Raw genomic sequence first — 19748 nt, 5'->3', positions numbered from 1 at the left:
TCTCGCGAGGAATCCGCCGGTCAGGCGACGGGCGGCAGCGCCACATCGGGCGGGACCGGCCGGTCGTCCCGCTCGGGGTTCGGCTGCCGGGGCGCCGCGATCGCGCGGACGCTCCGGTGCTGCAGCTCGAACGGGGAGGTGAACGGCAGATAGGCCGGAAGGAACTCGGCGACCAGTGCCTCCTGGTCGGCGACCGCCGCGCTGTGCACGTCCACGTCGTTCAGGCAGAACGCGTCGACGTTGCGTCCGCGCAGCAGCCTGGCCAGCCGCAACGGCGTCGCCGGCTGGGCCAGGTCGGTGTAGAGGTAGCGGATCCTCCCGGGCGCGGCCCGTCCGGTGAGGTAGGCGTAGTACTGCTGGAGCGACGAGAGCAGCGAGATGTCGTCCGGATGCCGGAACTGGTGCCCGGCGGTGGCCGTGACCTGCTCGAAGAACCGCTCCTCGATCTCGGCGATGACGCCGCGCCGCGACGGGTGCGGGGTGTGCATCATCTTCCGGGTCAGCGTCCGGCCGAACGTCTCCTGGATCAGCCGGCGGTTGTTCTTGGCGGCCGAGTCGGCCGGACGGTCGGCGGGGCCGCGTGGCGCGGTGTCCACCCGGGCCGCCGAGGCGAAGAACTTGGTCAGCCCGCCCGGGGTGAAGAACAGATCCGGGGTGACCGGCCGGCCCAGGATCACGTCGTCGTTCAGGTAGAGGAAGTGCTCGGCCAGCCCGGGGATCCGGTGCAGCCGCGACTCGATCGCCTGCGAGTTGAAGGTCGGCAGCCGCCCGGTGTCGCCGAAGATCTCCCGATGGCTGACCACGGTGAGCCTCGGGTGGGACTGGTCCAGCCAGGCCGGCACCTGGTCGTCGGTGACCAGGAACACCCGGCGCACCCACGGGGCGAAGCAGTGCAGGGCGCGCAGCGAGTAGCGCAGTTCGTCGCGACTGACGTAGCGGGAGTCGTTGGCGGCCTGCCGGCTGCCGGCACCGACCCAGGTGTTCTCGGCGAGCGCCCGGGCCTTGCGCCGCCGCCACTCCGGGTCCTCGCCGTCCACCCAGGTGTAGACCACGTCGACGGGGAAGTCGATCCGGTCCGGGTCCACCGTCGTGAACACCCGCCGGGTTCGGTACGCGGTCACCTCGTCCGGAGCGCTGAAGGCCCCGAAGACCGGCTCGGCGGCGACCGTGACCGGCTCGGCGACCGGGATCGAGTCGGCCACCGGGTTGCGGCGCGGCGAGATCAGACGGCCGTCCCGCTCGCGCCAGAACTCGACCTCGCAGGCCAGGTCGTGGCCGAGCACCAGGCTGCCGCCCGGGTCGGTCACCGGCCAGCACACCGCCACCACCTCGGCGGTACGGCGGCGGCGTTCCGGGCGGACCACGCGCAGCGATCCGTGATCGGTGGTGACCAGCTTGCGGAGCAGTCGCAGAACCTCGTCGCGGCCGGACTCGGCCACGGCCACGGCGGTGCGGACGGGCGACCGGGTCGGCACCCGGAACCAGTCGACCCCGGCCTCGTCCAGGGCCCGGACGACCCGGTCCAGGTTGCTGCGGCGGATCTCGGCGGGTGAGGCGGCGGGGTCGACGCGGGCGGTCAGGACCCCGGCGGTGGTGCGTACGCGCAGCGTGGTGGCGTCCGGGCGGCCGGGCCGGGCCGGGCCGAGCGGCATGAAGGTACGGGCGATCCGCAGCCGCCGCTCCGGGGCCACACGGGGCAGGACTCGTGCCTCGACCGTCTCGAAGAGCCGCCGGCGCACCGGCCAGGGGGCCAGCCGTAGGACCTGTCGCAGCGTCACGCCGTCGTCCTTTCGCCGCACATCCGCCGAGGTATCAACGCCCCGGCAAAGAACGAAGTTGCGGTCTATGCCCTCTAACTGCGTTATACGGCTTTAGTGCCGGTCAGGCGCGTCATCGTGCCGACATCACCCCTAGGGGAACGGATGGGGGACTCAGCCGATGCGGCCCTTGCGCGGGACAGGCATGGTGGAGGGCGCGACGATGCGACGACGGCGGGAGGCCGGCGATGGGCAAGGCAATCGCATTCCTGGTGGCAGTGATCGCGGGCGTGGTGGCGGTGGGCTGGGTGTTCAGCTCGCTGCTCGGCCCGTTCCTCTTCTATCTGATCGTGGGCGCGCTGGTGGTCGGCGGCGGCCTTTACCTCTACTCGAAGGCGAAGAGTTCCCTCGCCCCCGGCACCCGGGCTCAGCGCCGTATCGAGGCGGCCGCACGCACCTACCGCATGCGGAACAGGTGAGGATGCGACCGTGCGGCTAGGCTTGGCGCTGACGCCAACACTTTCGACCAACGGGATGTCGCACCGTGTTTGACACTTTGAGTGACCGCCTATCCGGGATCTTCGGCAAGCTCCGCGGCAAGGGCAAGCTCACTGATGCCGACATCGACGCCACCGCGCGGGAGATCCGTCTCGCGCTGCTGGAGGCCGACGTCGCGTTGCCGGTGGTGAAGGCGTTCATCGCCAGCCTGAAGGAGCGGGCCCGGGGCGCCGAGGTCTCCCAGGCCCTCAACCCGGCCCAGCAGATCATCAAGATCGTCAACGAGGAGCTCATCGAGATCCTCGGCGGCGAGGGCCGGCGCCTGCAGTTCGCCAAGCAGCCGCCGACCGTCATCATGCTGGCCGGTCTCCAGGGCTCCGGTAAGACCACGCTCGCCGGCAAGCTCTCCCGCTGGCTCAAGAACCAGGGCCACCAGCCGCTCCTGGTCGCCTGTGACCTGCAGCGCCCCAACGCGGTCAACCAGCTCCAGGTGCTCGCCGGCCGGGCCGGGGTCGACGTCTACGCTCCCGAGCCCGGCAACGGCGTCGGCGACCCGGTCAAGGTCGCCCGCGACTCGATCGAGCACGCCAAGCGGGCGGCGAAGGACATCGTCATCGTCGACACCGCCGGCCGCCTCGGCATCGACGCCGAGATGATGCAGCAGGCCGCCGACATCCGTGCCGCGGTCGACCCCGACGAGGTCATCTTCGTCATCGACGCCATGGTCGGCCAGGACGCGGTGCGCACCGCCGAGGCGTTCCGCGACGGCGTCGGCATCACCGGTGTGGTCCTCTCCAAGCTCGACGGTGACGCCCGCGGCGGTGCCGCGCTCTCCGTCCGGCACGTCACCGGCCAGCCCATCCTGTTCGCCTCCACCGGCGAGAAACTGGAGGACTTCGACGTCTTCCACCCCGACCGGATGGCCGGCCGGATCCTTGACATGGGCGACCTTCTGACCCTCATCGAGCAGGCCGAGAGCGCCTTCGACGATGACCAGAAGGAGAAGATGGCCAGCAAGCTGCTCGGTGGCGAGCAGTTCACGCTGGAGGACTTCCTGGACCAGCTGATCGCGGTCCGCAAGATGGGCCCGATCGCCAACATCCTCGGCATGATGCCCGGCATGGGCCAGCTCAAGGGCCAGCTCGACGACCTCGACGACAGCCACTTCGACCGGGTCACCGCGATCATCCGCTCGATGACCCCGGGCGAGCGCACCAACCCGAAGATCATCAACGGCTCCCGCCGGCTGCGTATCGCGAACGGCTCCGGCGTCACCGTGATGGACGTCAACCAGCTGCTCAACCGCTTCACCGACGCGCAGAAGATGATGAAGCAGATGACCGGCATGATGGGCCTGCCGGGCGCCCGCCGGAGCGCGACGAAGAGCTCGAAGAACAAGCGCAAGGGCACCAAGGGCGGCAACCGTCCCCGCGTCGGGGGCCGTCCCGGTGGCATGCCTGCCGGTTTCCCCGGTGGCATGCCCCAGCTGCCCCCGGGCCTCGACCCGAACGCCCTGGGTGGCGGCGGCATGCCGGGCGGTTTCAAGCTGCCGAAACTCGACTTCAACAAGCTGAGCAAGCCCAAGGACGAGGACCGCTAGAATAGTCAAGGGGCTAGTGGCGTTGCGCTAGTAGTCAGGGGGCTAGTATCGTGGGTGTCGATCCCAGCGAGGAGGACCTCATGACCGCTGCCCTGCGCCTGCCGGACAAGCAGGACTGGACCGTCGACGACCTGGCCAGCCTTCCGTCGGATCTCAACTATGAGTTGATCGACGGAAGGCTGATCTTGCCGTCCCCTATCGGATTGCATCAGATTCTCGGCATCAAAATCGCGGTGGCGCTGGAGCAGGCCTGCCCCGAGGGCTACAGCCCGGTGACCGACTACTCGATGGAGGTCGATCGCCGAAACGAGCCACGACCGGACGTCGTGGTGGTGCACGACAGCGTCGTCATGAAAAGTCCGGCTCCCATCGATCGGGCGATCCTGGTCATCGAGATCATCTCGCCGACGTCCCACTTCAGGGACATGCATGCGAAGGCCAAGGTCTATGCGGAGGCAGGGGTGAGCCACTACTGGGTGGTCGACCCGACGGTGGAGAGCGGCGTGACCCTGACGGTGTTCCACCCCGGCCGCACAGGGGCCTACGAGGTCGTCGTCGACACCAGCAAGGTGTTCAACACGGATGTGCCCTACCCGATCACCATCGATCTGCCGGCGCTGACCAAACTCCGTGACAAATACCTCGCTGCCCAGGGCGACTCTTGATCCTGTAGTAGTGGTGCATGGCGTTTCATGTGCGCGGGACGGTTCTGCCGGACGGTGAGGTCCGGGACCTGTGGCTGGTGGGGGATCGGGTCACCTTCGAGCCGGTGGCCGGGGCCGAGACGATCAGTGACGGCGGGTTCGTCCTGCCGGGGCTCGTCGACGCGCACTGCCACCTGGGGATCGCCTTCGGGGCGAAACCGATCGAGAGCGTCGATCAGGCCCGTGAGCTGGCCGTGATCGACCGGGATGCGGGTGTGCTGGCTCTTCGGGACGCCGGCTCGCCGTTTCCGTACCCCGAGTTGGACGACGAGTCCGGAGTTCCGCGCCTGGCGCGCGCCGGGCGGCATGTGGCCGCGCCCCGCCGCTATCTGCGGGACATCGGGGTCGAGGTGGCCGGTGACGAGGTCGCCGCCGCCGTCACCGCGCAGGCGAAAGCGGGCACCGGCTGGGTGAAGCTGGTCGGCGACTGGATCGACCGGTCGGTGGGTGACCTGGCGCCGAGCTGGGACGCCGCGACCATGAAGGCCGCCGTCGAGGCCGCGCACGCCGCCGGGGCGCGGGCCGCGGTGCACACGTTCTCCGAGGAGGGCGTGGAGGTCATGGTGAAGGCCGGTGTGGACTCGGTCGAGCACGGCACCGGGCTGACGCTGGACCTGATCGACGAGATGGCGCGACGGCAGACCGCCCTGGTCCCCACGATGATCAACATCCGGACGTTCGGCAAGATCGCCGACAACGCGCGCGGGAAGTTCGACGGCTACGCCGACCACATGATCGCGCTGCGGGACCGTTTCCCCTCGGTGGTGCTGGCCGCGCACGAGGCCGGCGTGCCGATCTATGTCGGGACCGACGCGGGCGGCGGCATCCGGCACGGCCTGGCCGCCGAGGAGATGCTCTACCTGCACGAGGCCGGGATCCCGGCGATCGACGTGCTGGCCGCCGCCTCGTGGAGGGCGCGGGAGTGGCTGGGCTTCCCCGGTCTGGTCGAGGGCGGCCTCGCCGACCTGGTGGTCTACGACGCCGACCCTCGAGCCGACCTACGGGTGGTCCGGGCGCCCCGAAGGATCGTCCTGCGAGGCCGCGTCATCCGCTGAGTTCGTCAGCCGGTCAGGTCCCACATCTCCAGACCGTCCTTGGTCGCGCAGGCGAGGCGTTCGGCGGTGAAACCGCACCGGCCGGTGATCGCCGGGGTCTCGCCGAGCACGGTGCGGGCATCGGTCGCCGCTGTGACCTTGACCATCCGGGTGGCCTGACCTTCCCCTGCCGGCGCCATCACCATGAGCAGGTGACCGGAGTCCAGCCAGCCCACCTGGCCGGCATGCCGGAAGGTCTCCCGGCCGTTCTCGTCGTAGAAGGCGGCCCCCTCGTCGCCGGACACCAACGTCCGCCCGCCCAGCGAGGAGAGCCACGCCGACCCGTCCGGCGCGGGAGTCCGCCACAGCCGGCGGCGCTTTTGCACGTCGACGGCGGCGACGGTCGGCGGCTCGTCGCCGTCCTGCTCTAGCACGCAGACCCGGCCGGGCCCGCAGGGAGTCAGATCGGCGACGGTGCGGATACCCGGCCCGATCTCATGGACGACCGACGTGGCGGTGCCGCCCGACAGGTCGACGGCGTGCACCCGCGACAGCGTATTGCGGGTTCCGTACTGGTCGGTGCCCTTGGCGGGGCCAGACTCGACGAAGTACGCCCAGCCGTCGTAAACGGTCAGGTCACTGAACGTCGTGTCGGCCTTGACGTCGGCGGGGAGGCTCTGCACCAGTTCGCCTGTCGACATCCGGCGTACCTGGACCTTGCCGCTCCTGGTCACCTGCGCGAAGCGGTCGGTGGACGCCGCGGACGGCAGCCCGTACTGGGTGGCGCGTTGCTCGTCGGCGGGCGTGTACAGCACCGCACTGGACACCGGGCGGTCGGATCCGGCCGGTTGCTTCCAGAGCTTCGCGCCGCTGTGCACGTCGAACCCTTCGGTCTGGCCGGTCGCCGCCACCATGTGCACGTACACCCGGTCGGAGAAGAGGGTGTCGTCCGCCACGTCGAAGGGCTGACTCCAGCGCTGGGCCCCGGTGACGCCGTCGAAGCCGTACTCGGTGCGGTCCGGGTCGGTTCCGTCGTTGTGTTCGAGGCTGACCATCACCATCCCGGCGACGGCCTGGAAACCCCCGAATTCGCCGGATCCGGTGGGCTTCTGGGCGGGCCACGTTGCCGCACCGGTTCGCGCGTCGGCCCCCAGAATCCGCATACCGTCCTTGTCGGCCCAGGCCGCGTAGGCCCGTTCGCCGTCGATCGCGGCGAAGGAGGGGAAGCCCTGCTCCGGGTACGAGATCGGGCCGGCGATCGGCGCGCCGACCGAAGGCAGCTGACCCCCGGTCGCGGCCGGTGGCGTGGTCTGCCGGCTGTGCCCGTCGCGCCAAGTGGTGACGCTGAGGCCGGCCGCGGCCAGCGTCACGGCGGCGGCGACCGACACCATGGCCCGGGCCTGGCTGCGTCGCCGGCCACGGCGGCGTGCCTGCTCGGGTGATCCGAGCGGGATCGCGTCCGCCTGCCGGTGCATGGAGGAGAGAAGTTCATCGAGGTCAACCGGCACTGCGGGCTCCTTCCGGGAGGGGTGCGGCCTCAATGCCGCCGACTGCTGCCGCGAGTGCGGCGCGCCCGCGGGACAGCCATGACTTGACCGTGCCGCTGGAGGCGCCGGTCTCCGCGGCGATCTCGGCCACCGATCGATCCAGCAGGTAGTGCAGGACGACGGCGTGCCGGTACTTCGCGGACAGCGTTCGCATCGCCGCGACGATCAGCACCAGGTCCTCGGACGGGGGTGGGGCGGGCGCCGGCGGTCGTTCGCCCTCGGCACGGGAACGCCACAACTGCAGCCGCCGCCAGCGATCGGTGGAGAGCCGTTGCACCACCAACCTCAGCCAGGCCTCCGGATCCTGGTAGCCGGACAGCCTCCGCCACCGCTGCCAAGCCCTCGCATAAGCCTCCTGGACGAGGTCTTGCGCTTCACCGGGGTCTCCGGTGAGCCCGTACGCGTACCGCAACAGGCGCCGGGACGTGTCCCGGTAGAACCCGTCGAAGTCGTCAGCTCTGCTCATCGCACCGCCTTTCCAGAGAGAGACACGGTCCGCCCGCCCGGCTGGTTGCACGATGGCCACGACTAAGATGTCGCCTCATGGCTCGCGTGCTCACTCCCCGTGCGGAGGATTTCCCCCGCTGGTACCAGGACCTCATCGCCAAGGCGCAACTCGCCGACAACGGCCCGGTGCGCGGGACGATGGTGATCCGGCCGGTCGGCTACGCCATCTGGGAGCGCATGCAGGCCGACATGGACGCCCGCATCAAGCAGGCCGGTGTGCAGAACGCGTACTTCCCGCTCTTCATCCCGGAGAACTACCTGCGCCGCGAGGCCGACCACGTCGAGGGCTTCTCGCCCGAGCTGGCCGTCGTCACCCACGCCGGCGGTAAGGAGCTCGCCGAGCCGCTGGTGGTGCGCCCCACCAGCGAGACGGTGATCGGCGAGTTCATGGCCAAGTGGGTCGACTCGTACCGTGACCTGCCCCTGCTGCTGAACCAGTGGGCCAACGTGGTCCGCTGGGAGCTGCGTCCGCGGACCTTCCTGCGCACCACCGAGTTCCTCTGGCAGGAGGGCCACACCGCACACGCCACCGAGGCCGACGCGCGCGAGCACGCCCGCGACATCCACCGCAACGTCTACCAGGCGTTCATGGAGGACTTCCTGGCCATCCCGGTGGTGCCGGGCCGCAAGACCAAGGGCGAGCGTTTCGCCGGCGCCACCAACACGATGACCGTCGAGGCCATGATGCGCGACGGCAAGGCGCTGCAGATGGGCACCTCGCACGAGCTCGGCCAGAACTTCGCGAAGGCGTTCGACATCACGTACTCGTCGGCGGAGCGCACCGTCGAGCACGCCTGGACCACCTCGTGGGGCACCTCGACCCGCATGATCGGCGGTCTGATCATGGTGCACGGCGACGACAACGGCCTGCGGCTTCCGCCGCGCCTCGCGCCGATCCAGGTCCAGGTCATGGTGGTCAAGGCGGGCGAGGGCGTCGCCGAGGCGGCGGCCACGCTCACCGAGGACCTCAAAGCCGCTGGTGTACGGGTGAAGCTCGACGACCGTGCCGACATCCCGTTCGGCCGCCGCGCGGTCGACGCGGAGTTGCAGGGCATCCCGATCCGGATCGAGGTCGGTCCGCGTGACCTGGCCAACGGCAACGCCGTGGTGGCCCGCCGGATCGACGGCACCAAGTCGCCGATCGCCCTGGCCGAGGTGACGAACGCGGTGGTCGCCGCCCTCGAGGCCGACCAGCAGCGGCTGTACGACGACGCGCTGGCGTTCCGGGTGGAGCGCACGGTCGACGTGAAGACGCTCGGTGAGGCGATCGAGGCGTCGCAGACCGGCTGGGCCCGGGCGCCGTGGTCGGCGATCGGCGAGGCCGGTGAGAAGGAGGCGAACGGCAAGGCCGTCACGGTCCGCTGCCTCACCCGCGAGGACGGCTCGATGCCGGAGTCGGACTCCGAACCGGATCTGATCGCCTACCTGGGCCGTTCGTACTGACCGTGCGGTTCGAACCCGGTCGCCTGATCCTGCACCGTGACACCCACCTCGGCCGGATCGCCTTCGTGCATCCCGGCCGGGTGATCTCCGACGACGACCGTGGGCTGCTCATCTGGGTGGCCCGCGGTTCGGCGATCGCGGTCGAGACGACGCTGGACGGCCGTTTCTCGCGGGACTTCCCGTTCGCCGACTGGATGGCCGCTCCGCGCGCGGTCCGGCCGGCTCAGTGGCGTGGACCGGGCGTGCTGCGGTTCTTCCCGCCCGGCGAGAACCATTCGGTCTGGTTCTTCCGCGACGACGAGGGCTCCTTCACCGAGTACTACGTGAACCTGGAGGAGTCCGCGGTCCGCTGGGACGACGGTGACGCCGCCGGCATCGACGTGATCGACCAGGACCTCGACGTCGTGGCGACCGCCGGCCGGGTCTGGCGCTGGAAGGACGAGGACGAGTTCGCCGAGCGCCTGGCCTTCCCGGACCTCTACTGGGTGCCCGACGAGGCCGCGGTGTGGGCCGAGGGCCGCCGGGTGATCAAGCGGATCGAGGCGGGGGAGTTCCCGTTCGACGGCACGTGGACGGATTTCCACCCGGACCCCACCTGGCCCACCCCGGCCGAACTGCCCTCGGGCTGGGACCGTCCGGTTGTCGCTCGTCACTAGGGGTCGATTGTCATCCACCGGCTGTCGTCTGGCAGAATGGCATGCTGGTATCCGGCATGCGTCAGGCGCCCTCTAACCCCTGATCGCGATGCCAGTCCACGAACCATCGGTCCCGCAATCCCCACGTGGGCTCCGGTCGGCTCACCCACGCAGTCATCAGGAGCGAAAACACCGTGGCCGTTAAGATCCGGCTCCTGCGGATGGGCAAGATCCGCAACCCGCAGTACCGCATCGTCGTCGCCGACTCGCGCACCAAGCGCGACGGTCGCGCCATCGAGTACGTCGGCATCTACCAGCCGAAGGAACACCCCTCGGTGATCGAGGTCAAGTCCGAGCGCGTCCAGTACTGGCTCTCCGTCGGCGCCCAGCCGTCCGAGCCGGTGCAGCGCATCCTGGAGAAGACCGGCGACTGGCAGAAGTTCAAGGGCCTGCCGGCCCCGCCGCCCCTGCTGGTGGCGCCGAGCAAGCAGAACAAGACCGAGGTCTACGAGGCCGAGGCCAAGGCTGCCCTGGGTCTGAACGAGACCAAGCCGGCCACCCAGAGCAAGCAGAGCAAGAAGGCTGCCGCTCCGGAGGTCGCCGAGGCTCGCCCGGCCGACACCAAGGCCGCCGACCCGGCGGAGCCGAACCGTGAGGCCGTTGCCGAGACTGCACAGGACCCGGCCGGTGCCGGCGCCGACGCAAGCTGACGGGGCGCTCCGGCCCGCGCTGGAGCACCTCGTCAAGGGCATCGTCGACAACCCGGACGACGTCCGGGTTCGTCTGGTCGACTCGCGCCGCGGTAAGCGGCTCGAGGTCCGTGTGCACCCGGAGGACCTGGGAACGGTCATCGGGCGCGGCGGGCGGACGGCCAAGGCCCTGCGTCAGGTGATCGGGTCGATCGGCGGTCGTGGCATCCGGGTCGACATCGTCGACGCGTACTGACCTGAGCTTCCTAATCGGCTTCGCCGTACTGCAAGGGGAGTTTGAGTGCTGCTCGTCGTCGGCCAGATCGGTAAACCGCACGGCATCCGTGGCGAGGTCACGGTGGTCGTGCGGACCGACGAGCCCGAGGAACGCTTCACCGCCGGGTCGGTGTTCACCACGGAGGTCCCCAGGGACCGCCGGGTGAGCGCCGGCCCGGCGGCCGCGCCCGAACCCGGTGCTCGTTTCAAGGTTCCCGAACAACTCGTCCTCGAGTCGATCCGCTGGCATCAGGGTCGCGGCATCGCCGTCTTCGAGGGCATCCACGACCGCAATGTCGCCGAGGCGCTCAAGGGCGTGTTCCTTCAGGTGGACAGCGCTGACGTGGCTCCGCCGGAGGACCCGGAGGAGTTCAACGACCACCAACTCATCGGGCTTCGGGTGGAGTCTCTGCAGGGTGTGGAGTACGGCACGGTGCAGCGGATCGACCACGCTCCCGCGTCCGATCTGATCGTGCTGAAGAAGACCGATGGCGGGACGGCCCTGATCCCGTTCGTGACCGCGATGGTCCCGACGGTGGATCTGCCCGGCGGCCGGATCGTCGTCGACCTCCCGGAAGGCCTCCTCGATCTGTGAAGGTCGACATCATCTCGATCTTCCCGGATTACTTCGCGCCGCTGGAGCTCTCGCTCATCGGCAAGGCGCGGACCACCGGGACACTCGATCTCACCGTGCACGACCTGCGCACCTGGACGCACGACGTGCACCGGACGGTGGACGACTCCCCGTACGGCGGCGGCCCCGGCATGGTGATGCGCCCGGAACCGTGGGGCCAGGCCCTGGACGCGGTCGCGGCCGCGGGGGCGACTCTGGTCGTACCCTCGCCGGTGGGGAAGCCGTTCGCCCAGGCGGACGCCCACGAGCTCGCCGGCCTGGATCACCTGATCTTCGCCTGCGGCCGTTACGAGGGCATCGACCAGCGGGTGATCGACGACGCCGCGGACCGGATGCCGGTGCGTGAGGTGTCCCTCGGCGACTATGTGCTGTTCGGTGGCGAGGTCGCGGTCATCGTGATCCTGGAGGCGGTCACCCGGCTGCTGCCCGGGGTGCTCGGCAACGCCGACTCGCTCACCGAGGAGTCGCACGCGGCCGGCCTGCTGGAGGCCCCGGTCTACACGAAACCGCAGTCGTGGCGCGGTCGCGAGGTGCCTGAGGTGCTGCGCTCCGGCGATCACGGCCGGATCGCCCGCTGGCGCCGCGAGCAGAGTCTGCTGCGCACCGCGGCCCGCCGCCCCGATCTGTACGCCTCCTATCCGCCGGAGCACCTCGACAAGAAGGACCGGAAGGCGCTGGCCGAGGCCGGATTACCGACCCCGCCTCCGCGTGTGGCAGAGTAGGGAAGTTGCCGTCTCGTTCCCGCGCCGTGGGACCGAGACGAGGACCCTCTGAGGCTGATCTCGATCAGACCGGTGGGGGGTCAGAATCACCCACCGCGCACCGAACTCCCGGTGCGCCACGAAGTACGAGGATGCAGCGATGAACACGCTGGACGCTCTCGACGCCCAGTCGCAGCGCACCGACCTTCCGAGCTTCCGCGCCGGTGACACCCTCAAGGTGCACGCCCGGGTCGTCGAAGGTAACCGTTCCCGTGTCCAGGTCTTCCAGGGCGTGGTGATCGCCCGCCAGGGTGCCGGCCTGCGGGAGACCTTCAAGGTCCGCAAGATCAGCTTCGGTGTCGGTGTCGAGCGGACCTACCCGCTCAACAGCCCGGCGATCGACCGGATCGAAGTCATCACCCGTGGTGACGTGCGCCGCGCCAAGCTCTACTACCTGCGTGAGCTCCGTGGCAAGAAGGCCAAGATCAAGGAGCTTCGCGAGAAGCAGTCCGTCTGACGATCTCCGATCCGGCGGAAACCGAGCGAGCGAACTAAGCTTGCGCCGGTGCCGGATTGTTCGGACATTTTCGTGGCCCTGGCCATGACGATGAACCATTCCAGTGCTACCGCCCGTAACTTTCCCTAGCCGGGAAACTCGGGCGGTAGTGCTGTATCCGGGGGCGGTTCGCACCGTCTGGCGGCGGGAGATGCAAAGCGTGGATCCGATGGAAGGCTATCGGCCGGCACGACGGCGGCGGTCCGTGGTGCGGCGCAAGGAGATGCCGCTGTGGCAGGAGCTTCCGCTGCTGCTGATCGTGGCGTTCTGCCTGGCGGTACTGATCCGGACCTTCCTGGTCCAGGCCTTCTACATCCCGTCGGGGTCGATGCAGACCACCTTGGAGATCAAGGACCGGGTGCTGGTCAACAAGGTCGTCTACGACATGCGGGACCCGCTGCGCGGTGAGATCGTGGTGTTCCGGGGCACCGAGGACTGGGCTCCCGAGGTGACCGAGGCGGTCAGCAACACCTTCATCGCCAAGCTCGGCCGCACGGTCGGCGACCTGGTCGGAGTCAGCCGGCCCGGCGAGCGTGACTTCATCAAACGGGTGATCGGTCTTCCGGGTGACAAGGTGGCCTGCTGCGACGCGCAGGGCCGGATCACGGTCAACGGGGTCGGCATCGACGAGCCGTACATCGCCGAGGGCTTCAACTCCGACCTGAGCCAGCCACCGATCGCGAAACAGTGCACGAGCCGCCGGTTCACCGAGGTGACCGTCCCCCCGGGCGAGATGTTCGTCATGGGCGACCACCGCTCGGTCTCACAGGACGCCCGCTGCCAGGGGACGGTGCCGATCGAGAACATCATCGGCCGGGCCTTCGTGGTGGTGTGGCCCAGCGAGCGCTTCACCGGCCTGGACGTGCCCGACGTCTGGCGACAGTTCGGCGAGCAGCAACCGGCGGCCGCCGCCGCGCGCCCCGTCCCGCAACAGCGGGAGCAGCCGGCGGTTGCCACAAACGTGTTCCCTCTTCTCTTCGGTGTGGTTTTATCCGCGCGTTCCGGCATGTCGTTGTGGACTCGACGACGTAGGCTCCGAGCGTGATTGACGAGCAGACCGAGAAGCGCCAGGGATCGTTCTGGCGTGAACTTCCCATCCTGCTGGGGGTGGCGATCCTGGTCGCCGTCCTGGTGCGCGCGTTCGTGCTGCAGACGTTCTACATCCCGTCTCCCTCGATGCAGCACACGCTCGAGCTGTGGGACAGAGTTCTGGTCAACAAACTCGTCTACGAATTCCGCGAGCCACGCCGCGGCGAGATCATCGTCTTCAAAGCCCCCTCCGTCTGGCAGGCCGGCAACGAGGGCGACGACTTCATCAAGCGGGTCATCGGTCAGCCGGGCGACAACGTGGTCTGCTGCGACCCGCAGCAGCGGCTCATGATCAACGGCAAGTCCCTCGACGAGCCGTACATCTATGTCGAGTCCGACGGCACCCGTAACCAGGTCGCCGACCAGAACTTCGACATCACCGTCCCGGCGGGCCGCCTCTGGGTGATGGGCGACCACCGCGAGGCGTCCGGTGACTCCCTGGAGCACTACGAGCAGAGCAGCGCCACCGACGAGGCCGGCAAGATCGAGCAGGCTACGGTCCCGGTCGACTCGGTGGTCGGGCGCGCCTTCACGATCTTCTGGCCGGCCGGCCGGGCGACCTGGCTCACCGTGCCGGATGAGTTCAACTCGATCCCCGACGCGGGCAAGTAACTCCTCCGCAATAGGCTTGGTCACGTGACCGAAGTGATTGACCGTCGCGCCGGCCGCGTTCTGCTCGTCGATCTGGCGGGCCGGGTGCTGCTGCTGCACGGCGGCGACCCCGCGCGGCCCGGCCTGCGCTGGTGGTTCACCCCTGGTGGCGGCCTCGACACGGGCGAGACCACCGTCGACGCCGCCTGCCGGGAGCTCTTCGAGGAGACCGGCCTGCGCGCTCCCGCCGCCGATTTGGGCGAGCCGGTCCTGCACGAGGTCACCGACTTCTCCTACAACGACCGCGCGTTCCGGCAGGAGCAGGACTTCTATCTGCTCCGGGTGACCGATTGGCAGGTCGACACCGCCGGGATGGACGAGGAGGAACGCCTCACCATCACCGAACATCGGTGGTGGTCGGCCGCCGAGATCGAGGCGAGCCGCGAGGAGATCTTCCCGGCCGGCCTGGCCGCCCTGCTCCGGCGGCTCACCGTCGACGCCGTACCCGAAGGTTCCTGAAGATGCTGGCCCCACCGCGCACCGTCGTCCGCCGCGAGGCGGGCCTCTACGCCTTGGAGCAGGCCCTCCAGCGCCGCGGCTTCCGACATGTGGCCGGGGCCGACGAGGCTGGCCGCGGCGCCTGCGCCGGGCCGCTCGTCGCGGCCGCCGCGATCCTGCCGGAAGGCCGGCGTGGCGAGATCCCCGGCCTGGCCGACTCGAAACTGCTGACCCCCGCCGCCCGCGAGCGGGTCTACGACCAGGTGGTCGCGAAAGCCCTCGCCTGGTCCGTGATGATCATCCCGCCGGCCGAGGTCGACGCCCGCGGCCTGCACGTCTGCAACCTCGCGGCGATGCGCCGGGCGCTGGCGTCGCTCGCCGTCCGCCCGGAGTACGTGCTCACCGACGGCTTCGGCGTCGACGGCCTGGGCGTGCCCGGTCTCGCGGTGTGGAAAGGCGACCGGGTCGCCGCCTGCGTCGCCGCCGCCAGCGTCCTGGCGAAAGTCACCCGCGACCGGCTCATGGTCGAACTGCACGACAGGTTCCCCGACTACGGGTTCGCCGTGCACAAGGGTTACATCACCGAGGAGCACAGCACCGCGCTGGCCACCCACGGCCCGTGCTCCGAGCACCGCTTCTCATATGTCAACGTCGCCGCCGCCTCCGGGCGCGGCAACCGGCCGCCGCGGGCCCGCCGCCCCGTGGACCCGGTGATTCCCGCAGTGCCGTCACTGTTCGACGACGTATCCGTTACCGAGCCGCTGCTGCTTCCGGAAGCGGCTGAGGGTACCGTCGGCGTGGCGTCCGGCGAGCAGCCTCAGCCGTCGCCGTCGGTGGGGGAAGATAGTGCCATGGAGGGCGAGACACGATGAGCGCAGAGGATCTCGAGAAGTACGAGACCGAGATGGAGCTGCAGCTCTACCGGGAGTACCGCGACATCGTCCGCCAGTTCTCCTACGTGGTGGAGACCGAGCGCCGGTTCTACCTGGCCAACCAGGTCGATCTGCACGTGCGTAACTCCGACGGCGAGGTGTATTTCGAGGTCGAGATGCACGACGCCTGGGTCTGGGACATGTACCGCCCGGCCCGCTTCGTGAAGAACGTGCGGGTGATGACGTTCAAGGACGTCAACGTCGAGGAGCTGGAGAAGCCAGACATCTCGCTGCCGGACGAGCCGGGTTTCGGCGGCTGACGGTCGTCCACAGTCCGCGGCCGTCCACAGGGGCGGTCGTGAGCCCTGCCGCGGCCCGGCAGGCTCGGTGGCATGCCTGTTCCCGCCGTTGTGGCGCTGCTGCCGCTGTTTCTGCTTCCCGGCCCTCCGGTCGCCCCCTCGTCACCGTCCCCAGCGGCGCTGCGGGCCGCTGACGCCGCCTACCGCTGGCCGGTGGTGCCGCCGCGGGTGGTGCGGCGCTTCGAGCCGCCGGCTCAGCGATGGCTGCCCGGGCACCGCGGCGTCGACCTGGAGTCGTCCGCCGGCGCGGTGGTCCGGGCCGCCGCGGGCGGCGTCGTCGTCTACGCGCAGGCGCTCGCCGGACGGGGTGTGGTGAGCGTCGCCCACGCCGGTCAGTTGCGCACCACCTACGAGCCGGTCACCGCGACCGTCCGGATCGGCGACCACATCGCGGCCGGCGACCCGATCGGGACGGTCGAGACTGGGCACCCCGGGTGCGCGGCGGACGCCTGTCTGCACTGGGGGCTGCGCCGCGGTGAGGTCTATCTCGATCCACTGGCGTTGCTCGGGTTCGGGCGGGTGCGGTTGCTGCCGCTCGACGGGCGGTGACCGCCTCTCCGGCCGCCGCTCGCGGCCGCACCCCGCCGCGGTGTCCATCCTGGCGGCCGCTTGTCTCGGCGGTCTTGCCCTGTCCGGGTACGGTCTCCAGGCCCGACGGTCTTGCCACCGTCCGGCCGCCTCCGCTCCGGGGGCGTGCCGCCTTTTCGGCGGGCTTCTGCGGCGGGTTCAGCGCTGGTAAGCGGCGAGCAGGCCCGGAAGCCGCTCGGCGAGGGCCTCGTACTCCTCCGGGCGGTTGTAGACCTGCGCGCTCAGCCGCAGCAGCCCCCGTCCGCCCCAGGCGTTCACCGCCACCTCCGCCGCCAGCTTCTCGGCGATGTGCAGCCGCAGCGCCTGCGCTTCCGGGACGGTGGTCGCCAGCCCGGCCGGCAGCGGCACCACCCGCATCGCCACCCCCGGTCCGCCCGGTTCCGGCAGATCCGCGGGCTCCAGGCCGAGGGCTTCACCGACCACCCGCTGGGCGTACGCCGCAAGCGTCTCGTTGTGCTCCTGGACAGCCTCCAGCCCGAGCGTGCGCATCGTGAAGATCCCCGTCGGCGCCGCCAGCCACGGCGTGTAGTCGATCGTGCCTTGGAACTCCACCGAGCGCGGGAAACCCTGTTCGTGCTCCCAGGACACGACCAGCGGCTCGATCCGGCGGCGCCAGGCCGGCGCCACGTGCAGCAGCGCGGTGCCACGCGGAGCCCAGCCCCACTTGTGCAGGTTGCCGACCCAGAAGTCGGCGCCGATCGCGGACACGTCGACCGGCAGCATGCCCGGGACGTGGGCGGCGTCGACCAGCACCGGAATGCCGTGTTCACGGGCGGCGGCGGCGATCTCGCGCACCGGGAAGAGGGCCGCCGTCGCCGAGGCGAGCTGATCGATGACCAGCAACCTGGTGCGCCCGGGCCGCAGCGCGGACCGGACCCGGGCGACGACCTCCGGCGCGGAGAGGCCGAGCGGGACCGCCACCGTCCGCGCGGTGGCCCCGGTCCGCCGGCACCGGTGGCGGACCGCCATGGTGACCGCCCCATAGGCGTGGTCGCTGAGCAGCACCTCGTCGGAGGCCCCGAGCCCCACCGACTGCAGGACCAGCGAGACCGCCGCCGTCGTGTTCTGCACCAGAGCGCTGCCGTCCGGGTCGGCGCCGAGGAACGTGGCCAGGTGCCGCCGGGTGTGGACCACCCGGTCCAGCAGCCCTGTGCCGTAGAAGCGCAGGGGGTTCGCCTCCACCTCGTCGCGGAGCCGCTGCTGGGCACGCTGCACGCTGATCGGCAGCGCGCCGAACGAGCCATGGTTGAGATAGGACATCGACGGGTCCAGGGAGAAGAGCAGGCGGGCGCCGGGAATGGGCCGGGGCTTCTCCGGGGCACTCATGCTGTGGATCGTACGACGTCAGGCCCGGGGATGAGCCTGCTTGAACGCCGCACGCAGCCGCTCGGTCGACACATGGGTGTAGATCTGGGTGCTCGCCAGAGAACTGTGCCCGAGCAACTCCTGCACGGCACGCAGATCCGCGCCGCCGTCGAGCAGATGCGTCGCCGCCGAGTGCCGCAGATCGTGCGGGCTGGTGTGCGGAAGCCCCGCCGCACGGGCCGCGTTCGCGACGATCCGCCGGACCACTGTCGCCTGCAGCCGGCCGCCCCTCGCCCCGAGGAACAGGGCGTCGCGGCTGGAACGGTTCGCCAGCTCCGGGCGGCCCAGGCGCAGCCAGTCGTCGAGGGCCCGCCTCGCCGGATGCCCGAAGGGGACGGCCCGTTCCTTGGCGCCCTTGCCGAAGACCCGGACGACCTGCCGGGCATGGTCCACGTCGGCGCGATTGAGGGCGCAGAGTTCGCTGACGCGTACGCCGGTCGCGTAGAGCAGTTCGAGGACGGCCCGGTCCCGGATCGCCAGGCCGTCACCACCCGGCGTCTCGCCTTCCCTCGTCCCGTCCTCGCATGCGTCGTCCATACGTGTCCGCGCCTCGCGTGCGACGCCGTCCTGGCGGTCGCTCCCAGGTCCGGCGCTTCGGGGTGTCTCGCGCTCCCGGGTGTCGCCTGCTGTGGCCGCTTCGCCGGGCGCGCTGTCGTCCCGTGCGCCCTTCGGGCCTCCGGCGGGTCCGGCTGCCTGCTCGTTCTTCGGGCGTGGGGTGGGCCCGGCTGCCTGTTCGTTACTCGGACCGCTGGCGGGCCGGGCCGCGGCCATCAGGCTGGCCGCCTGGTCGGCGCGCAGCACGGTCGGAAGGCTCCGGTGGGCATGTGGGCTGGCCAGTTGGGCGCCCGGATCCTCGGGGGAGCGGCCCGTGCGGTGTGCCCATCCGGTGAAGGCCCGCGCCGCCGCGGCACGCCGCGCCTGCGAGGACCGGGCCGCGCCGGAACCCATCCGGGCGGCGAGCCACCCTCGGAGAACCGTGATGTCCAGCTCGGCGACGGTCGCCCGCCCCTCGAAGGCCGCATGGTCCAACAGGGACACGACATCCCCGACGTACGCCCGGACGGTGTGCTCCGAACGCCCCTCCACCACCGCGAGATGGCGGCCGAACTCGTCGACGGCCTCGCGCAGGGCTGCGGGCAGCCGCTCATGCAGTTCACGAATTCGCATCGCCTCAGACCGTCCATCAGGAGAGGTGCCTGGTCAAGAATTTATGTCGTACCCCGGGTCTAGCGTCTGTCGCATGGCACGCTGGCAGGAAATCGAGCAGGACGCCCCCGAGTTCGCGGCCCGTGTGCGGGCCCTCTTCGAGGCCGGCACCAACAAGACCATCGCGACGCTCCGCCGAGACGGCTCACCTCGGATCAGCGCGTCCGAGGCCCAGTTCGTCGACGGCGAGGTCACCCTCGGCTCGATGCCCGGCGCGATGAAGCTGCTGGACCTCCGCCGTGACCCTCGCATCGCCATGCACAGCCCCACTCTTGAGCCACCGGCCGGCGACCCGTCGAGCGGTCCGGGCGACGCCAAGCTCTCGGGCCGCGCGATCGAGGTCCCACCCCCGCCCGGCAGCCCACACTCCGGTGCCGCCTTCTTCCGGATCGACATCGAGGAGGTGGCACTCACCTACGTCGGCACCCCCGCCGACCACCTGGTCATCGAGTCGTGGCACGCCGGTCGCGGCTACCGCCGCCGCTCCCGCGCCTGACCCACCGCCGCTCTCGTGCCGGTGTGATCTCGTGCCGGTGTGAGCCCGTGTCCGGGGGAGTGCCTCGGTAACGGTGTGCACGCGACAGTAACCTCGCTCCCGT

Annotated in this window: 23 protein-coding genes; 18 read left to right on the top strand and 5 right to left on the bottom strand. The window is 70.2% G+C overall.

Annotated features, from left to right (window positions below; translation table 11 throughout):
• Positions 1–20 precede the first annotated feature (20 nt).
• Positions 21–1778, bottom strand: coding sequence for a stealth family protein (locus QLQ12_RS03375; protein WP_282757036.1), 1758 nt, complete (start codon positions 1776–1778; stop codon positions 21–23).
• A 227-nt stretch (positions 1779–2005) separates the two neighbouring features.
• Between QLQ12_RS03375 and QLQ12_RS03370 the strand changes: the two genes are divergently transcribed.
• From QLQ12_RS03370 to QLQ12_RS03355, 4 genes are all read left to right on the top strand, one after another.
• The gene (locus QLQ12_RS03370; RefSeq protein WP_282757035.1) at positions 2006–2236 is read left to right on the top strand and encodes a hypothetical protein; all 231 of its coding nucleotides are present in this window, start codon (positions 2006–2008) and stop codon (positions 2234–2236) included.
• Between the two features lie 65 nt (positions 2237–2301).
• On the top strand, positions 2302–3855 hold the full coding sequence (gene ffh, locus QLQ12_RS03365) for a signal recognition particle protein (protein WP_282757034.1): 1554 nt from the start codon (positions 2302–2304) through the stop codon (positions 3853–3855).
• Positions 3856–3935: 80 nt separating this feature from the next.
• Entirely contained in the window at positions 3936–4520 is a 585-nt protein-coding gene (locus QLQ12_RS03360) for a Uma2 family endonuclease (protein ID WP_282757033.1), read from the top strand.
• Between the two features lie 17 nt (positions 4521–4537).
• The gene (locus QLQ12_RS03355; RefSeq protein ID WP_282757032.1) at positions 4538–5614 is read left to right on the top strand and encodes an amidohydrolase family protein; all 1077 of its coding nucleotides are present in this window, start codon (positions 4538–4540) and stop codon (positions 5612–5614) included.
• A 5-nt stretch (positions 5615–5619) separates the two neighbouring features.
• Here QLQ12_RS03355 and QLQ12_RS03350 read toward each other — a convergent pair whose 3' ends face one another.
• Both QLQ12_RS03350 and QLQ12_RS03345 read right to left on the bottom strand, forming a co-directional pair.
• On the bottom strand, positions 5620–7101 hold the full coding sequence (locus QLQ12_RS03350) for an outer membrane protein assembly factor BamB family protein (RefSeq protein WP_282757031.1): 1482 nt from the start codon (positions 7099–7101) through the stop codon (positions 5620–5622).
• Positions 7091–7606 (bottom strand): SigE family RNA polymerase sigma factor, encoded by a 516-nt coding sequence (locus QLQ12_RS03345; protein ID WP_282757030.1) that lies wholly within the window; start codon positions 7604–7606, stop codon positions 7091–7093. The genes QLQ12_RS03350 and QLQ12_RS03345 overlap by 11 nt, the downstream gene beginning before the upstream one ends.
• Positions 7607–7683: 77 nt before the next feature.
• Here QLQ12_RS03345 and proS point away from each other — a divergent pair, with 77 nt between their 5' ends.
• The 13 genes from proS (at position 7684) to QLQ12_RS03280 (ending at position 16539) form a co-directional block, all read left to right on the top strand.
• Positions 7684–9090, top strand: a complete 1407-nt coding sequence (proS, locus tag QLQ12_RS03340; RefSeq protein ID WP_282757029.1) for a proline--tRNA ligase — start codon at positions 7684–7686, stop codon at positions 9088–9090.
• A gap of 2 nt (positions 9091–9092) precedes the next feature.
• On the top strand, positions 9093–9746 hold the full coding sequence (locus QLQ12_RS03335; RefSeq protein WP_282757028.1) for a DUF402 domain-containing protein: 654 nt from the start codon (positions 9093–9095) through the stop codon (positions 9744–9746).
• A 173-nt stretch (positions 9747–9919) separates the two neighbouring features.
• On the top strand, positions 9920–10435 hold the full coding sequence (rpsP, locus tag QLQ12_RS03330; RefSeq protein WP_282757027.1) for a 30S ribosomal protein S16: 516 nt from the start codon (positions 9920–9922) through the stop codon (positions 10433–10435).
• Positions 10413–10670, top strand: coding sequence for an RNA-binding protein (locus QLQ12_RS03325; RefSeq protein ID WP_111651360.1), 258 nt, complete (start codon positions 10413–10415; stop codon positions 10668–10670). Before rpsP ends, QLQ12_RS03325 begins: the two co-directional genes overlap by 23 nt.
• A gap of 48 nt (positions 10671–10718) precedes the next feature.
• Entirely contained in the window at positions 10719–11285 is a 567-nt protein-coding gene (gene rimM / locus QLQ12_RS03320; protein ID WP_282757335.1) for a ribosome maturation factor RimM, read from the top strand.
• Complete coding sequence (gene trmD / locus QLQ12_RS03315) at positions 11282–12046, top strand: tRNA (guanosine(37)-N1)-methyltransferase TrmD (RefSeq protein WP_282757026.1); 765 nt, start codon at positions 11282–11284, stop codon at positions 12044–12046. The genes rimM and trmD overlap by 4 nt, the downstream gene beginning before the upstream one ends.
• A 139-nt stretch (positions 12047–12185) precedes the next feature.
• A complete protein-coding gene (gene rplS, locus QLQ12_RS03310) occupies positions 12186–12542 on the top strand; it encodes a 50S ribosomal protein L19 (RefSeq protein WP_282757025.1) in 357 nt (118 codons plus the stop codon).
• 208 nt (positions 12543–12750) lie between these two features.
• Positions 12751–13626, top strand: coding sequence for a signal peptidase I (gene lepB, locus QLQ12_RS03305; protein ID WP_282757024.1), 876 nt, complete (start codon positions 12751–12753; stop codon positions 13624–13626).
• Positions 13623–14282, top strand: a complete 660-nt coding sequence (gene lepB, locus QLQ12_RS03300) for a signal peptidase I (protein ID WP_282757023.1) — start codon at positions 13623–13625, stop codon at positions 14280–14282. The genes lepB (QLQ12_RS03305) and lepB (QLQ12_RS03300) overlap by 4 nt, the downstream gene beginning before the upstream one ends.
• A 24-nt stretch (positions 14283–14306) precedes the next feature.
• Positions 14307–14780, top strand: a complete 474-nt coding sequence (locus tag QLQ12_RS03295) for an NUDIX hydrolase (RefSeq protein ID WP_282757022.1) — start codon at positions 14307–14309, stop codon at positions 14778–14780.
• Between the two features lie 2 nt (positions 14781–14782).
• Complete coding sequence (locus tag QLQ12_RS03290) at positions 14783–15631, top strand: ribonuclease HII (protein ID WP_282757021.1); 849 nt, start codon at positions 14783–14785, stop codon at positions 15629–15631.
• Positions 15628–15951, top strand: a complete 324-nt coding sequence (locus QLQ12_RS03285) for a DUF2469 domain-containing protein (protein WP_067505225.1) — start codon at positions 15628–15630, stop codon at positions 15949–15951. Before QLQ12_RS03290 ends, QLQ12_RS03285 begins: the two co-directional genes overlap by 4 nt.
• Before the next feature lie 72 nt (positions 15952–16023).
• Positions 16024–16539 (top strand): M23 family metallopeptidase, encoded by a 516-nt coding sequence (locus QLQ12_RS03280; protein WP_282757020.1) that lies wholly within the window; start codon positions 16024–16026, stop codon positions 16537–16539.
• Between the two features lie 177 nt (positions 16540–16716).
• On the opposite strand, the gene QLQ12_RS03275 is transcribed toward QLQ12_RS03280, so the two are convergent.
• Both QLQ12_RS03275 and QLQ12_RS03270 read right to left on the bottom strand, forming a co-directional pair.
• On the bottom strand, positions 16717–17904 hold the full coding sequence (locus tag QLQ12_RS03275) for an aminotransferase class V-fold PLP-dependent enzyme (RefSeq protein WP_282757019.1): 1188 nt from the start codon (positions 17902–17904) through the stop codon (positions 16717–16719).
• Between the two features lie 18 nt (positions 17905–17922).
• On the bottom strand, positions 17923–19110 hold the full coding sequence (locus tag QLQ12_RS03270; RefSeq protein WP_282757018.1) for a tyrosine-type recombinase/integrase: 1188 nt from the start codon (positions 19108–19110) through the stop codon (positions 17923–17925).
• 73 nt (positions 19111–19183) lie between these two features.
• On the opposite strand from QLQ12_RS03270, the gene QLQ12_RS03265 reads away from it, so the two are divergent.
• Complete coding sequence (locus QLQ12_RS03265) at positions 19184–19645, top strand: pyridoxamine 5'-phosphate oxidase family protein (protein ID WP_282757017.1); 462 nt, start codon at positions 19184–19186, stop codon at positions 19643–19645.
• Positions 19646–19748: the final 103 nt, after the last annotated feature.

It is taken from the genome of Actinoplanes sandaracinus, assembly GCF_030009775.1.
GTDB classification, from domain to species: Bacteria; Actinomycetota; Actinomycetes; order Mycobacteriales; family Micromonosporaceae; genus Actinoplanes; species Actinoplanes sandaracinus.
This window is presented reverse-complemented; position numbering and strand designations above follow the sequence as displayed.